This window comes from Pinisolibacter sp. DMC100 (genome assembly GCF_056313705.1).
In genome coordinates, this window is record NZ_JBQUZT010000001.1 from 1,510,531 (window position 1) to 1,523,616 (window position 13,086).

General features: G+C 72.0%; 10 protein-coding genes. 7 read left to right on the forward strand and 3 right to left on the reverse strand.

Translation table 11 applies throughout. From position 1 onward, the window contains the following. Positions 1-157 precede the first annotated feature (157 nt). Positions 158-1,693 (reverse strand): glucosamine inositolphosphorylceramide transferase family protein, encoded by a 1,536-nt coding sequence (locus tag ACT541_RS06995; RefSeq protein WP_476135377.1) that lies wholly within the window; start codon positions 1,691-1,693, stop codon positions 158-160. Positions 1,694-1,767: 74 nt separating this feature from the next. On the opposite strand from ACT541_RS06995, the gene ACT541_RS07000 reads away from it, so the two are divergent. Further along, a complete protein-coding gene (locus ACT541_RS07000) occupies positions 1,768-2,856 on the forward strand; it encodes a glycosyltransferase (RefSeq protein ID WP_476135379.1) in 1,089 nt (362 codons plus the stop codon). 4 nt (positions 2,857-2,860) lie between these two features. Here the strand turns inward: ACT541_RS07000 and ACT541_RS07005 are convergent, their stop codons facing one another. Further along, a complete protein-coding gene (locus ACT541_RS07005) occupies positions 2,861-3,616 on the reverse strand; it encodes a WecB/TagA/CpsF family glycosyltransferase (protein ID WP_476135380.1) in 756 nt (251 codons plus the stop codon). A 292-nt stretch (positions 3,617-3,908) separates the two neighbouring features. Here ACT541_RS07005 and ACT541_RS07010 point away from each other — a divergent pair, with 292 nt between their 5' ends. Continuing rightward, positions 3,909-5,189: a VpsF family polysaccharide biosynthesis protein gene (locus ACT541_RS07010; protein ID WP_476135382.1), complete on the forward strand. Its 1,281-nt coding sequence runs from the start codon at positions 3,909-3,911 to the stop codon at positions 5,187-5,189. Here the strand turns inward: ACT541_RS07010 and ACT541_RS07015 are convergent, their stop codons facing one another. After that, positions 5,190-6,878 carry a serine aminopeptidase domain-containing protein gene (locus tag ACT541_RS07015; RefSeq protein ID WP_476135383.1) on the reverse strand — a complete coding sequence of 563 codons (1,689 nt, stop codon included), beginning with the start codon at positions 6,876-6,878 and terminating at the stop codon, positions 5,190-5,192. It lies immediately after the preceding gene. Positions 6,879-7,033: 155 nt separating this feature from the next. Between ACT541_RS07015 and ACT541_RS07020 the strand changes: the two genes are divergently transcribed. From ACT541_RS07020 to ACT541_RS07040, 5 genes are all read left to right on the forward strand, one after another. Continuing rightward, positions 7,034-8,311: a cellulase family glycosylhydrolase gene (locus ACT541_RS07020; protein WP_476135384.1), complete on the forward strand. Its 1,278-nt coding sequence runs from the start codon at positions 7,034-7,036 to the stop codon at positions 8,309-8,311. Between the two features lie 156 nt (positions 8,312-8,467). Then, on the forward strand, positions 8,468-9,910 hold the full coding sequence (locus tag ACT541_RS07025) for a lipopolysaccharide biosynthesis protein (RefSeq protein WP_476135386.1): 1,443 nt from the start codon (positions 8,468-8,470) through the stop codon (positions 9,908-9,910). 152 nt (positions 9,911-10,062) lie between these two features. After that, the gene (locus tag ACT541_RS07030; RefSeq protein ID WP_476135388.1) at positions 10,063-11,304 is read left to right on the forward strand and encodes an MFS transporter; all 1,242 of its coding nucleotides are present in this window, start codon (positions 10,063-10,065) and stop codon (positions 11,302-11,304) included. A gap of 22 nt (positions 11,305-11,326) precedes the next feature. Further along, positions 11,327-12,154 carry a sulfite exporter TauE/SafE family protein gene (locus tag ACT541_RS07035; protein ID WP_476135389.1) on the forward strand — a complete coding sequence of 276 codons (828 nt, stop codon included), beginning with the start codon at positions 11,327-11,329 and terminating at the stop codon, positions 12,152-12,154. Between the two features lie 11 nt (positions 12,155-12,165). Continuing rightward, complete coding sequence (locus ACT541_RS07040) at positions 12,166-13,083, forward strand: MBL fold metallo-hydrolase (protein ID WP_476135391.1); 918 nt, start codon at positions 12,166-12,168, stop codon at positions 13,081-13,083. Positions 13,084-13,086 lie beyond the last annotated feature (3 nt).

Consider the following 13,086-nt stretch of genomic DNA (forward strand, 5'->3'; position numbering starts at 1 on the left):
GCCTTCGACGGCCCGTTTCGGGCCGATCTCGCGGGCTCGCGCGCCGTCGTCGGAAACGCCGTCGAGCCCGTCTGTCAGAAGACGTGAAAGCGTTTAACGAACGATAAATCATGTTTCGAAAACGCCCGCGGGGCCGGTCCGACCGCCCCGATCGGCGTCACGGCGGCGTCAGATCCAGCCGCCGCGACGCTCCGAAGTCGTCCGCGCGGGCGAAGACGTCCATCACCTCGAGGAGACCACTCGCCCCGGCGAGCCGGTTCCAGGTGTGGAGCCCGGAGAGCGGCGCCGGCGTGGCGAAACGGGCGAGCGTCGTTTCGGCGAAACCCTGCGCGTCGAGCCGGTCGATCCGCGTCAGCGCCAGACCGCAGCCGTAGCCGCGCGTCGAATCCTGCACCGGCCGGAGGAGCCCGTCGGCATGCGCGATCGGCCGCCCCGCCGGCCGCGCCGTCGCCGGGTCGACCACCACCGGGCCGTCGCCGACCGGCGTCCACGGTCCCTCGAGCGTCGGCGCATGCCAGATGCACAGCGCGTCCCAGCTCGAGCACCAGCGCTCGCGCACCGTGCCGAACAGGAACCAGCCGTCGGCGGTCCGGACGGGCGTCGCGTCGCCGACGTCGATGTCGGAGAGCAGCACCGCGTGTTTCTCGAAACGGTGGGGCAGGTCGACTGCCCGCCACAGCTCGACGGTGCGTCGCCCCGAGGTCTCGGGGATCATCCACACCGTGCCGTCGGCCTCGAAGATCTGCGGCCAGGAGAGATGGCAGTCCTGTTCGAGGAAGGGTCGCGGCGTGCCGATCGGCCCTTCCGGCCCGATCTCGACCGCCGACAGGATGCCCTTGCCCGTGGCATAGGGAAACTCTTCGAGGAAGAGGACGTCGCGCCCGCCGACCGACCACAGGAAGGGGTCGGCATAGAAGCGCGCGCCGTCGTCGGCGAGCAGGTGGAAGGGCGCGTCGTCGCTCTGCGGCCGGACGGGATCGCTGCCCGGCGTCCGTCGCCGCCAGATCGTGCGCCAGTCGGCCGGCCGGCGTACCAGCCGCTCGAGCTTTCCGGCGATCCGCGCCTCGAGCGAACGCAGGAAGAGCCGCGCCGGGGCGAGCGGCGAGAGCGTCGCGCCTTGCGGATCGGCGGGGGCGATCGCGAGCGTCTCGCCGCGCGCCGCGGCGGTCACCGCCAGCGCCGCCATGTGGGCGAGCCGACCGAGGATCTGCGACACCGCGGCCAGCGTCGACCGGCTGTCCTCGACCGCGACGCGCCAGCGCCCGACGAGGCGCGGTGCCTCGCCCGCGGCGTGGCGGGTGATCTCCAGCACCGGGACGCGGGTCTCCAGCACCGCCGTCACGGCGCCGTCGAGCGGCGGTAGACCGAGACAGGTCGCGGCGAGCACCGGCGTCGCGCCGGCCTCGGCGGTCGACCCGTCGAGATCGAGAATCAGGTCGAGGTCGGGTCCGGCTTCGGCGAGATCGAGCGCCCCGACCCGATCGGCCGCCGTTTCGCCGAGTGCCCTTCCGACGGCGCGATCGAAGGCGAAGAGCGCCTCGAGCCCGGCCGGGACCGGCGCGGGCACCCCGTCGAGACGGACGACGACGACGTCTCCGCGCACTGCCAGTCGACCTGCCACCGCCGCCTGCCAACGACGCGCACTGCCTGCGGCGATGCGCAGACCCAGCCGCAAATTGTCATCGCTCGCCATGGTGGTCTATCCTCGCGCGGCTGCGTCGGGCCTCTCGTCCGGGGCGATGGTCGATCGGCAGTGTTCTCGGGCTCATGTCCTATTCGAAAAGTCTCAATCTTCTGCTGACGACACGTGCGGTCGGCGACGGCGGCGCCGAGAAGGTCTGGGTGTCGATCGCCCGGGGCTTCGCCGCGCGCGGCGACCGCGTCACCCTGGCCGTCGATCAGGCCCCGCCGCCCGGCTTCGACCTCGACGCGACGACCAATCCGCGCCTGGTGGTGCTCGGCTGCGCGCATGCGGTCTCGCTCGCCCGGCTGACCCGCCTGGTCGGGGCCGATCCGCCGGACGTGGCGCTCGCCGCCGTCTCCGGCTCCTGCGTCAAGCTCGCCGCCGCCGTGGCGATGTCGCGCCGTCGGACCCCGACCATCGTCTCCTATCACGGCTTCGAGGAGTGGCGGACCGGCCGCCTCTCGGCCTGCGCCTATTTCGGCATGCCCTTCCTCGACCGCATCGCCGACCACATTGTCGGCGTCTCCGACGGGCTGGTCGAGGACCTGATCGCCCAGTGGGGTGCCGATCCGGCGCGCACGCGGCGGATCTACAACCCCGTCGTCGTCGACTTCGCGGCGGCCCGCGCGAGCGCCGCCGATCTGGCGAGCCGCTCGCCGCTCGTCCTGGCGGTCGGCCGCCTCGGCGTCGAGAAGGGGATGGTCGACCTCGTCCATGCCTTCGCCCGCGTCGCTCGCCCCGACGCTCGGCTGGCGATCGCCGGCGAAGGACCTGAACGCGGCCGGCTCGAGGCGCGCATCGCCGCCCTCGGTCTCTCCGACCGGGTCGAGCTGCTCGGCCGTGTCGATCCCGAGCCGTGGTACGCCCGCGCCCGCGTCGTCGCGGTACCCTCGCGCACGGAAGCCTTCGGTCTGGTGCTGGTGGAGGCGCTCGCCCACGGCCTGCCGATCGTCGCCACCGCCTGTCGCGGTCCGCGCGAGATCCTCGGCGAGGGACGCTGGGGCCGGATCGTGCCGATCGGCGACGCCGACGCCATGGCACGCGGCATCGAGGCGGCGCTCGACGCGCCCGGCGATCCGGTCGAGCGATCGGAACGTGCCGAGGTCTTCGGCTTCGAGGCGGGAATGGTGGAATGGGCGCGTCTGGTCGACGCCGCGGCGGGTCGGGCGTGACGCCTCAGCCGCGCGGCGGGCGACGCGTGCCGAGGAGGAGACCGGCGAGGTGGCTCGCCAGCCAGCCGACGTTCTCGGCATAGCGCGGCAGCAGCCGGCGCGGTTCCTGGAAGGCGCGCCACGCCCATTCCAGGCCGACGCGCTGGAAGAACTTCGGCGCCCGGGTGCGGTGGCCGGCGATGAAGTCGAGCGCCGCGCCGACGCCGATCCACGAACCCTTGGCCGTGGTTTCCACCGCGAAGTCGGCGAAGACCTCCTGCTTTGGCGCGCCGAGCGCCAGGAAGCAGATGCCGGCGCCCGACGCGACGATCCGGCGGGCGGCGTCCGCGGCGGCGGGGCCGCGCGGGTCGAAGCCCATCGGCGGCGCTTCCGCTCCGGCGACGACGAGACCGGGAATCGTCGCCCTCAGCCGCGCGATGGCGGCGTCGAGCACCTCGGGCGACGTGCCGAAGAAATAGACCGCGATGCCGGCCTCGGCCGCGGCGCGGGCGAGCGGCACGACGAGGTCGGCGCCGGTGACGCGATCGATCCTCACGCCCTCGGCGCGCGCCAGCAGCACGACGGGGAAGCCGTCGGCGGAGACGTGGCGGGCCCGGCCGTAGGCGGCACGGAAGGCCTCGTCGCGGCGCAACTTGGAGAGATGGTCGAGATTGATGGTGAAGACCGTGCCGGCGATGCCGCCGCGGACGTCGGCGACGACGCGCGCGATCAGGTCCTGCTGGGTCGCGACGTTGATCCGCCAGGAATCGATGTCGATCACCGTCGCCGGGCGCTCGGTCGTCGACTCCAAATCGCTGTGACAGGCGGCCATGATCACGAAAACGACCCCGATGCGCGCGACCGACGGCGGGCGGCTCCCGTCCGTTTCGTCGACACCGCCTCCATCCATAACCCGCCGATGTTTTCGAAAGGTAAAACGCCAGCCCTTCGTCCCGCCTGCGCCCCGGCGCCAACCGGGCGTTAACCCTGTTTCGCCACCATGGTGGACCGATCGCGGCGCCTGCCGCCGTCGCCGCGGCGGCCCGTGCCGTCGGCCAGGGGAGTTCGACGCCGTGGCGCATCCGATCGCCGAGACCCTCGCAGCGCGGCCGCGCCCCGGCGCGAACCGCCGTCGCGTCGCGGTGGCGGCGACCTTCGCGCTGGTCCTCGTCGTCCTGCTGGTCTCGGCCCTGCTCCTGACCGCGGTCGGCATCCCTTACGCCGTCGCCGGCGGATCGGCGCTCGCCAAGATCCATCCGGCGACCTTCCTGTCGCTGGTCGTGGTGCTGATCTGGGGCTGGGCGAACGGCGGCGTCGGCCGCCTCTTCGGTCGCGTCGCGACGCGATGGCCGGGGCTCGTCGCCTTCGGTCTGGGCATCGCGTTGTTGTTGTTCCAGGCGGCGGTGGTGGTCAAGCTGCCCCTGGCGGCGACGCTCGACACCTTCCTGCTGCCGTTGATGCTCTTCGTCGCGATCGCCGAACTCGACGCCGCCGAGCGCGCCCGGCTGGAGACGCTGCTGCACCTGATCGTCGCAGCGAACTCGCTGATGGCGCTGTGGGAATATGCCGGCGGCCGGCGCCTGACGCCGATGTACGAGGCCGACGGCAAGCTCATCACCTACGAATGGCGCGCCACCGCACTCTTCGGCCATCCGCTGATCGACGCCTATGTCACCGGCAACTACATCGTCGCGCTCGCCTTCGGCGCCGCACCGCGCCTGACGCTGCCTTGGCGCTTCGCGGCGATGGGGCTCGCCTCGCTGTCGATGATCGCCTTCGGCGGCCGCGTCGCCATGGTGCTGGCGCTGGTCATGGTCGGGCTCGCCGCGGTGATCGGTCTGGGGCGCCTGCTGATCGGCGGACGCTTCTCGATCGGCCATGCGATCTTCGCGGTCGCGGCCCTGTCGTTGGCGACGATCTTCGTCGTGATCTTCGTCGACGGCGGCGGTGCCGACCGTTTCCTCGAACGTTTCAGCCAGGACCACGGCTCGGCGCAGACCCGCCTGTCGATGTTCCGCATCTTCGGCGATCTGAGCGGCGAGCAGTTCTGGCTCTGGCCCGATCCGGACATCATCGCCAAGGCGCAGCGCGAATACGCCATCCGCCTCGGCATCGAGAGTTCCGAGATCGGCTTCGCCGCCGCCTACGGGGTGCTCGTCTCGATCGTCTTCTTCGCCGCGCTCGCCGCCTTCATGCGCGAGGTGGTGCGTGAGACCTCGCTCCAGGCGCTGTGGTCGGTGGCCTATTTCGTCGCGGTGATGTCGTCGTCGCTCGGCGTCGCCGCCAAGAGCTCGGTCCTGGCGATGTGGGTGATCTTCACCCTCGTCCTGACGCCGCGCCGCGACGCCGACTGATCAGCGCCGCGCGATCTCGCCGAGGAAGGCGACGAGCCGGGCGTGGAGCTTCCGGCGCGGATCGCGCTGCGAGAAGTTGTGGTCGGCACCCGTGTGGATCTCGAGGCTCGCGGTGGCGGCGATGTCTTCGAGCGCCGCCTCCTTGCCGACATGGGCGGCGAACTCGTCGCGCCCGCCGTCGTCCTCGCCGAAGACGAAGAGCACCCGCGTCCGACGGGCGGCGAGCCCCTTCAACGCGCGCACCGCCGGATCGGTGGTGACCAGCCGCCGGATCTTGCCGGCGATCCGCCCGAGGATCCGCCGGCCGAGTTCGCGCGAGATCGCCAGGACGTGGATCTTGCCGGTCAGGAGCCGCTTCCAGGTGTCGGCGCGCAGCGCCATGGCGCGATAGGCCCCGGTCGCGCGCATCTGGTTGCGCATCGCGATCTCGAGGCTGTCGCCGTCCTTCCAGACGAAACGCTGCAGGTTGATCAGCGCGACGCCGACGACGCGCGGGTCGCGGATCGCCGCGTGCCAGGCGAAATGCGCCCCCGAACAGGTACCGATCGCCACGAAGCCGGCCGGCGCCTCGCCCTCCAGCCGATCGAAGGCGGCGATCACGTCGTCGACCGCCTCCTTCGAATAGAGCACCTCGGCCGGCCCGTCGGGCATGGCGTCGCTGTCGCCGATGCCGGCCGGGTCCATCCTGAGCACGAGATGGCCGGCGACGGCGAGACGCCGCGCCAGTTCCACCGCGCCGCGCCCCCAGCCGACGTGCGACACCCGCCCGGCGTCGAGGATCACCACCACCGGCCGTGCGCCCACGGCGCGTTTCGGCCGGGAGAGGATGCCGAAGAGCCGATCGTCGCGGCCGAAGCACAACGGCTCCTCGACCCAGGCCTCGTCCTCGAGGCGCGGCGCCTCGTCGAGCGGCGCGGGCAGGGCGGCGCGCGGTTCTCCGGCGCCGGAAAGGACATGGGCGACGATCGCCTCCCAGCGCGCCGCGGGAATACGGCTGCGGGTCGGGTTCTCGATCAGATTGTCGAGTTCGGGGAAGGGGCGCTCCTCGACGGCGGCACCGAGGTCGCGCAGCCGCATGGCGAGCGCGCCGCAGGCGGCGTCGTTCTCGCGGGCGAGAAGCACCACGCGCGGGGCCGGCCGCGCCTCGGCCTTGCGCAGGTCGATCGCCCTGATCGCTTCTGCGGTTTCCTCGGACATGAAGAAGCCGTTGAGCGCATGGCCGTCGATCTCGTCGGCATCCGGCGGATCGTCGTCGCCGCGCACCCGCAGCATGCGGGCGAAACTCTGTTGCTCGCGTACGAGGAGACGGCCGGAGACGACGGGGCCGCACGCGACCAGGAGGGCGACGTCGTCGCGCACCGCGGCGACGCGGGCGGCGATGGTGGCGCCGAGACGCAGGCCGACGAGGGCGACCTCGGCGACGTCGGTCTCTTCCTTCAGCCGTTCGATCGCCGCGACGAGGCTCGCCTCCCAGGCGGCGAGGCGGCCGGGATCGCGATCGTCGCCGAGCCCGTCGCCGGTGCCGGCCCAGTCGAAACGCAGGGTCGGCAGGCCGGCGTCGGCGAGGCGTTCGGCGAGGTCGCGCCAGGCGCGGTGGGCGGCGACACCCTCGAAGCCGAGGGCGGAACACAGCACGACGCCGCGCGGACGCGTGCCCGCGTGGATCCAGCCGAAGCAACCGTCGAACACGATCGGACGTCGATCCGCCAAGCCGTTCCCCCCGCCCGCAGACATGGTCGTGAGCGTGAGAGCCTAGTCGCGATCGGTGAAGGATCCGTTGCCCGTACTGGACCGCGACGGGCGGAGCCTGCATCATCGCGCGCGAACAGGGGCGAGGGCACCGCATGCCGTTTTCATCGACCGTCGGGCGTCTCGTCCGGGTCTTCGCCGCGACCGTGCTCGCCGCGCTGCTCGCCGCGCCGCTCGCGGCGGCCGAGGCGCCCGCCTTCCGGCGCGGCATCAACTTCGAACTCTGGCAGACCTGGACCGGCCGCGACGCCTTCCTCGCACCCGGATACGACCGTTCGAACTTCCCCGACTGGTCGAAGGCGGTCCCCGACGATCGCCTCGCCGCGCTCCGCCGTCAGGGCTTCGACTTCGTCCGCCTCAACGTCGATCCCTCGCCGTTCTTCTGGGACGATCTCGGGACCGAGCGCCTTCTCGACGGCGTGTTGCGGGCGACGAAGCGGCTCATCGCCGCCGACTTCCGCGTGATCGTCGATCTCCATCTGGTGCCCGAGACGAACGACAGGCCGCAGGGCCTGCACTGGGTGCTCGGCACCGGCGGCATGCGGGCGGGCGAGGGCTTCTCCCGTCATCTCGGTCTGGTGCGCACCGTCGCCAACCGGCTGAAGACCCTGCCGGGCGACCGCGTCGCGCTCGAACTCCTGAACGAGCCCGATCAGGACTGGAACTCGCACCTCGCCCTGACCGATCGTTGGCCGGGCCAGCTCGTGGCTCTTCACGGCGCCGCCCGCCGCGTCGCTCCCGATCTGGCGCTGGTGCTCTCGGGCGCCCGCGGCGGCGGCGTCGAGGGGCTCCTGCGGCTCGATCCCTCGCGCTTCGCCGGCGACGATCGGGTGATCTGGAGCTTCCACGCCTACGAGCCGATGGCACTGACCCATGCCGGCCTGCCGTGGGAGACCGGGCCGGCGCATTTCCTGCCCGGCCTGCCCTTCCCGGCGGCCAAGATCGACGCCGCCGCCCGCACGGCGATCCTCGCCGACGCGAAGGCGCGCATCGACGCCGAGGTCGCCGATCCGCAGGCCCGCGCGGCGATGGAGACGGCGGTCGCCGCCCATCTCGACAAGTACGTCGCCTCCGGTGCGAGCGCGGCGACGATCGAGGCGGAGTTCGCCAAGGTCGCCGACTGGACCAGGGTCCACGGCATCCCGCCGCGGCGCATCCTGCTCGGCGAATTCGGCGGCTACGGCCCCGGCATGGCGCCGGGGGTGCGCGCCGAGGTCGTCGGCATCGCCCGCCGGGCGGCGGAGAAGGCCGGTTTCGCCTGGGCGATCTACACCGCCGAACTGACCCGGCCGAACCACTCCTTCGGCATCGTCGAAGACCCCGCGACGCTGCGCGTCGAAGCCGGCATGGCGCGGGCGTTGGGCTTGAAGTGACGCAACGGAATCTTTATGCGCGAGGGGGCTTGCGACAACCAAATCGCAATACCCTCGGGCGATGATCGATCCCGCGTGCGATGCCACACCGGGGGAGGTCTTTCACGCCGGTCATTGGTTCCGCTGCCGTCGCCGGACGGCCGCTCGGGAGATCGCATGTCCATCGTTCGCTCGCTCGTCGGCTATGCGCCTGCCGTGGTTCTGCCGCGGATCGTGTCGCTGGTCCTCGTCCTGATCCTGACGCGTCTGATCTCCAAGGAGGAGTACGGCCTCTTCGTCCTGGTGATGACGGTGGCCGAGGCGATCGACGGCACGATCAGCAACTGGGTTCGGCTGGCACTCGCCCGCTTCGCCTCCGGCCGCCCGGAGGCCTTCGGCCACGAGGCCGTCCGCAGCTTCTGGATCTACGCCGCCACGCTGGTTCCCGCCTTCGCCCTCGCCGCGATCGCCGGCATCGTGATGCGCGACGACGCCGACGAGGCGATCTTCGTCGTCGCCGTGGTGCTCTATCTGGCGGCGACCGGCGTCATGCGCTTCCCCTCGACGCTGATGTCGGTCCAGAACGATCGCAACGGCATCGTCGCCATGGAGGCGATCCGCGCCCTCGGCCTGCTCGTCGTCGGCATCGCGGCGGCCTGGATCTGGCCGTCCTTCTTCACCCAGACGCTGGTCTACGTGGCGATCACCGCGGTGGTCGGCCTGTGGGGCGCGCGCCGCGCCTTCGCCCGGCTCGACCTCCACGCCGGTGCGCTGGAGCCGCTGAAGTCCTATCTCGCCTACGGCCTGCCGATCATCCCGGCGGCGATCGTCGCGGCGGTCGCCAACTCCTCCGACCGGATCTTCCTCGATCAGGCGGTCGGCGCCGAGGCGGTGGCGGTCTATGCCGCCGGCGTGATGCTGGCGCGCCAGCCGCTCGACTTCCTCTTCAGCCTCGTCGGCGTGCGCACCTTCCCGCTGCTGATGGAGGCCTACGAGCGCGACGGCGACGCCGCCGCCCGCGGCCGCATGTCGGAGCTGGTCTCCGGCGTCTCCTTCATCGCGCTGCCGGCCGCCGTCGGCATCGTCATGGTCGCGGATCCGATGAGCCGCCTGCTGTTGTCGCCCGACTATGCCGCCGCCGCGGTCCGGGTTCTGCCGCCGGCGGTGCTGGCCGCCGTCTTCATCGGCTACAAGACCTTCGTGCTCGAGCAGGTCTATCACATGAAGAAGCGCACCGGCCTCGGCGGGCTGGTGACGCTGCCGGCCGCCCTCGTCGGCCTCGCCGCCATGGCGGTGCTGGTGCCGCGCTGGGGCGTGTGGGGCTGCGCGATCGCCTATCTGATCCAGAACTTCGCGCTCTTCGCGGTGAACTTCGTCGTCGCCCGCCGTCTGATGGCCTTCGCCATCCCCTGGCACGATCTCGCCCGCACCGCCGCCGCGACGCTCGCCATGGCGGCCGTGCTGGCTCTCGCCGCCCGGCCGCTGTCGCTGCTGCCGCTGCCGCTCGAACTCGTCGGCTCGATCGTTCTCGGCGTCGTCGTCTTCGGCTCCGTCGCCTGGGTGGTGCGCCCGGCGCCGCTCGACGAGCTCCTGCCGGCCCGCTTCCGCCGCCCGCGCTGAGGCGGCACCCCGCGTCGTTCGCATCGCGGACGAACGCCGGCCCGCCGAGGCCGAGAGCGGCCACGCACGTTCATGTGACGACAGGAATGCGTCTCGCATGCTAGAGGCGACGTTCGACCGTCGGCGAGGGGCCGGCGGGGACGGAGAGAACCATGGCCGAAGCGGCTTCCCCGCCCGCTCCCCGCCGCGGCGGACTGGCCGCGCTCGGCCATCGCGACTTCCGCCTCTTCATGGCGGCCCGTTTCCTCAGTGGACTGGCGATCCAGGCCTACAACGTCGGCCTCGGCTGGCACGTCTGGGACGTCACCCGCTCGGCCCTGGCGCTCGGTCTGGTCGGGCTCGCGGTCTTCGTGCCCAATCTCGTCTTCGCGCTGGCGAGCGGCGAGGTCGCCGATCGCTTCGATCGCCGCCTCGTCTCCTCGATCGCCTTCGCCACGATGGCAACGGCGGCGCTCGGCGTGCTCGTCTGCGTCGTCCTCGACGTCCGCTCGGCGACGCCGATCTATGCCTTCGCCGCCCTGCTCGGCACCGCGCGCGCCTTCGGCAACCCCTCGACCCAGGCGCTCTTGCCGACGCTGGTGCCGCGCGAACTCTTCGCCAATGCCGTGGCGCTCGGCTCGTCGGCCTGGCAGGTCTCCACCATCGCCGGCCCGGCGCTCGGCGGCATCCTCTATGCGATCGGCCCGGAGGCGGCCTTCGGCTCGGCGGTCGCCGCCTTCGCCGTCGCCTCCGCCTCGATCTTCCGCGTCACGCCGCGCCCGCCGGTCGTGCCGCCGGAGAAGCCGTCGCTCGATCGGCTCTTCGCCGGCATCCGCTTCATCCGCTCGCGCCCGGCGATCTTCGGGGCGATCTCGCTCGATCTCTTCGCCGTGCTGCTCGGCGGGGCGACGGCGCTCTTGCCGATCTATGCCCGCGAGATCCTGGCGACCGGCCCCTGGGGCCTCGGCCTGCTGCGCTCGGCGCCGGCGCTCGGGGCGGCGGCGACCGCGATCTTCCTCGCCCACCGGCCGCTGCGTCGGCGCTCCGGCGTCACCATGTTCACCGCCGTCGCGGCCTTCGGGCTGGCCACCATCGGCTTCGGCCTGTCGACGGCACTGGTGCCGGCGGTCGGCTTCCTGACGGTGCTCGGCGCCTCCGACATGGTGTCGGTCTTCGTGCGCCAGACGCTCGTCCAGCACGACACGCCCGACGAAATGCGGGGTCGCGTCTCGGCGGTGAATTCGGTCTTCATCGGGGCCTCCAACGAACTCGGCGAGTTCGAATCGGGGCTGCTCGCCGCGCTTCTCGGGCCGGTCGGCGCGGTGGTGATCGGCGGCGTCGGCACGCTCCTCGTCGCCGGTCTCTGGGCACACCTCTTCCCGGAGCTGCGCCGGCGCGACAAACTCGCCGAATGAACGACGGAACCGGGGGCACGCGATGGGCGGCATCGGCATGATGGAATGGGCGGAACTGGCGGGCGTGTTGCTCGGCGCCGGTGCGCTCTCCGGTCTGCTCGCCGGCCTCTTCGGGGTCGGCGGCGGCGCCGTCATGGTGCCGGTGCTCTATCAGCTCTTCGGCGTCGTCGGCGTGCCCGAGGAGCTGAAGATGCAACTGGCGGTCGGCACCTCGCTCGCCGTCATCGTGCCGACCTCGATCCGCTCCTTCCTCGCCCACCGCGCCCGCGGCGCCGTCGACGAGGCGCTGCTGCGCGCCTGGGCGCTGCCGATCGTCGGCGGCGTGGTGATCGGCTCGTGGCTCGCCTCCTTCGCCCCGCCGGCGGTCTTCAAGCTGGTCTTCGTCCTCGTCGCCTGGGTCACGGCGGCGAAGCTCGGCTTCGGCAAGGCCTCGTGGAAGGTCGCCGACGACGTTCCCGGCGAACCCTGGCGCGCCGTGATCGGCGTCGTCACCGGCGTGCTGTCGGCGCTGATGGGCATCGGCGGCGGTTCGATCGTCAATCTGGTGATGAGCTTCTGCAACCGCCCGATCCTCCAGTCGGTCGCCACCGCCTCGGGCGTCGGCGTGCTGATCTCGATCCCCGGCGCGATCGGCTTCATGGCGGCGGGCTGGTCGCGCACCGCCCTGCTGCCGCCGCTGTCGATCGGCTTCGTCAGCCTGATCGGCGCGGCGCTGATCATGCCGACCAGCGTCTTCGTCGCCCCGATCGGCGCGCGTCTCGCCCACCGGCTCGACAAGCGCACGCTGGAGATCGTCTTCGCGTTGTTCCTCGGGGTGATGGGGCTGCGCTTCGTCGTCTCGCTCGTCTGAGAGGTGCCGTCATGGCCGACACGCCGCTGGTCTTCGATCGCGCCTTCGATCCCCGCCACGGCGAGGCGGTGCGCCTGTCGCCGCTCGTCCGTCGCGTCGTGGCGAAGAACCCCGGTCCCTTCACCTTCCACGGCACCAACACCTTCCTCGTCGGCGCCGACGAGGTGGCGGTGATCGATCCCGGTCCCGACGATCCGGCCCATGTCGCGGCGATCCTGGACGCGGTGGGAGACGCCCGCGTCGGTGCGATCCTCGTCACCCACACCCACCGCGACCATTCCCCCGCCGCCGCGGCGCTGAAGGCGGCGACCGGCGCGACGGTCTTCGGCGAGGGCCCGCATCGCTCCGCCCGACCGCTCGACATCGGCGAGGTCAACCCGCTCGACGCCTCGTCGCAGACCGATTTCGTCCCCGACGTGGCGCTTTCCGACGGCGCGGTCGTCGCGGGCGCCGGCTGGACGCTGGAGGCGGTGGCGACGCCCGGCCACACGGCCAACCACCTCTGCTTCGCGCTCGCCGAGGAGGCGGCGCTCTTCACCGGCGACCACGTCATGGCGTGGTCGACGACGATCGTCGCCCCGCCCGATGGCGCCATGGCCGACTTCATGGCCTCGCTGCGCCGGCTGATGGCGCGCGACGACCGGGTGCTCCACCCGGCCCACGGCGCCTCGATCGCAGATCCGTTGCCGTTCCTGCGCGGGCTCGAGGCGCATCGGCTGGGGCGCGAGGCGTCGCTGCTCGCCGAACTCGGCGACGGCGAGAAGACCATTCCGGAGATGGTGGCGACGATCTATGCCGCGGTCGATCGCAGCCTGCACGGCGCGGCGGCGCTGTCGCTGCTCGCCCATGCCGAGGATCTGGCGGCGCGCGGCGTCATCGCCGCGGTCGACGGACCGGTGCGGCTCTCCGCGCGGCTGAAGCGGATCTGACGG

What these genes read in the sequence shown, in the direction of transcription:
- ACT541_RS06995 (WP_476135377.1), bottom strand. Translation starts at nt 1,693, where the DNA reads ATGGCGAGCGATGACAATTTGCGGCTGGGTCTGCGCATCGCCGCAGGC.
- ACT541_RS07000 (WP_476135379.1), top strand. Translation starts at nt 1,768, where the DNA reads ATGTCCTATTCGAAAAGTCTCAATCTTCTGCTGACGACACGTGCGGTC.
- ACT541_RS07020 (WP_476135384.1), top strand. Translation starts at nt 7,034, where the DNA reads ATGCCGTTTTCATCGACCGTCGGGCGTCTCGTCCGGGTCTTCGCCGCG.
- ACT541_RS07025 (WP_476135386.1), top strand. Translation starts at nt 8,468, where the DNA reads ATGTCCATCGTTCGCTCGCTCGTCGGCTATGCGCCTGCCGTGGTTCTG.
- ACT541_RS07030 (WP_476135388.1), top strand. Translation starts at nt 10,063, where the DNA reads ATGGCCGAAGCGGCTTCCCCGCCCGCTCCCCGCCGCGGCGGACTGGCC.
- ACT541_RS07035 (WP_476135389.1), top strand. Translation starts at nt 11,327, where the DNA reads ATGGGCGGCATCGGCATGATGGAATGGGCGGAACTGGCGGGCGTGTTG.
- ACT541_RS07040 (WP_476135391.1), top strand. Translation starts at nt 12,166, where the DNA reads ATGGCCGACACGCCGCTGGTCTTCGATCGCGCCTTCGATCCCCGCCAC.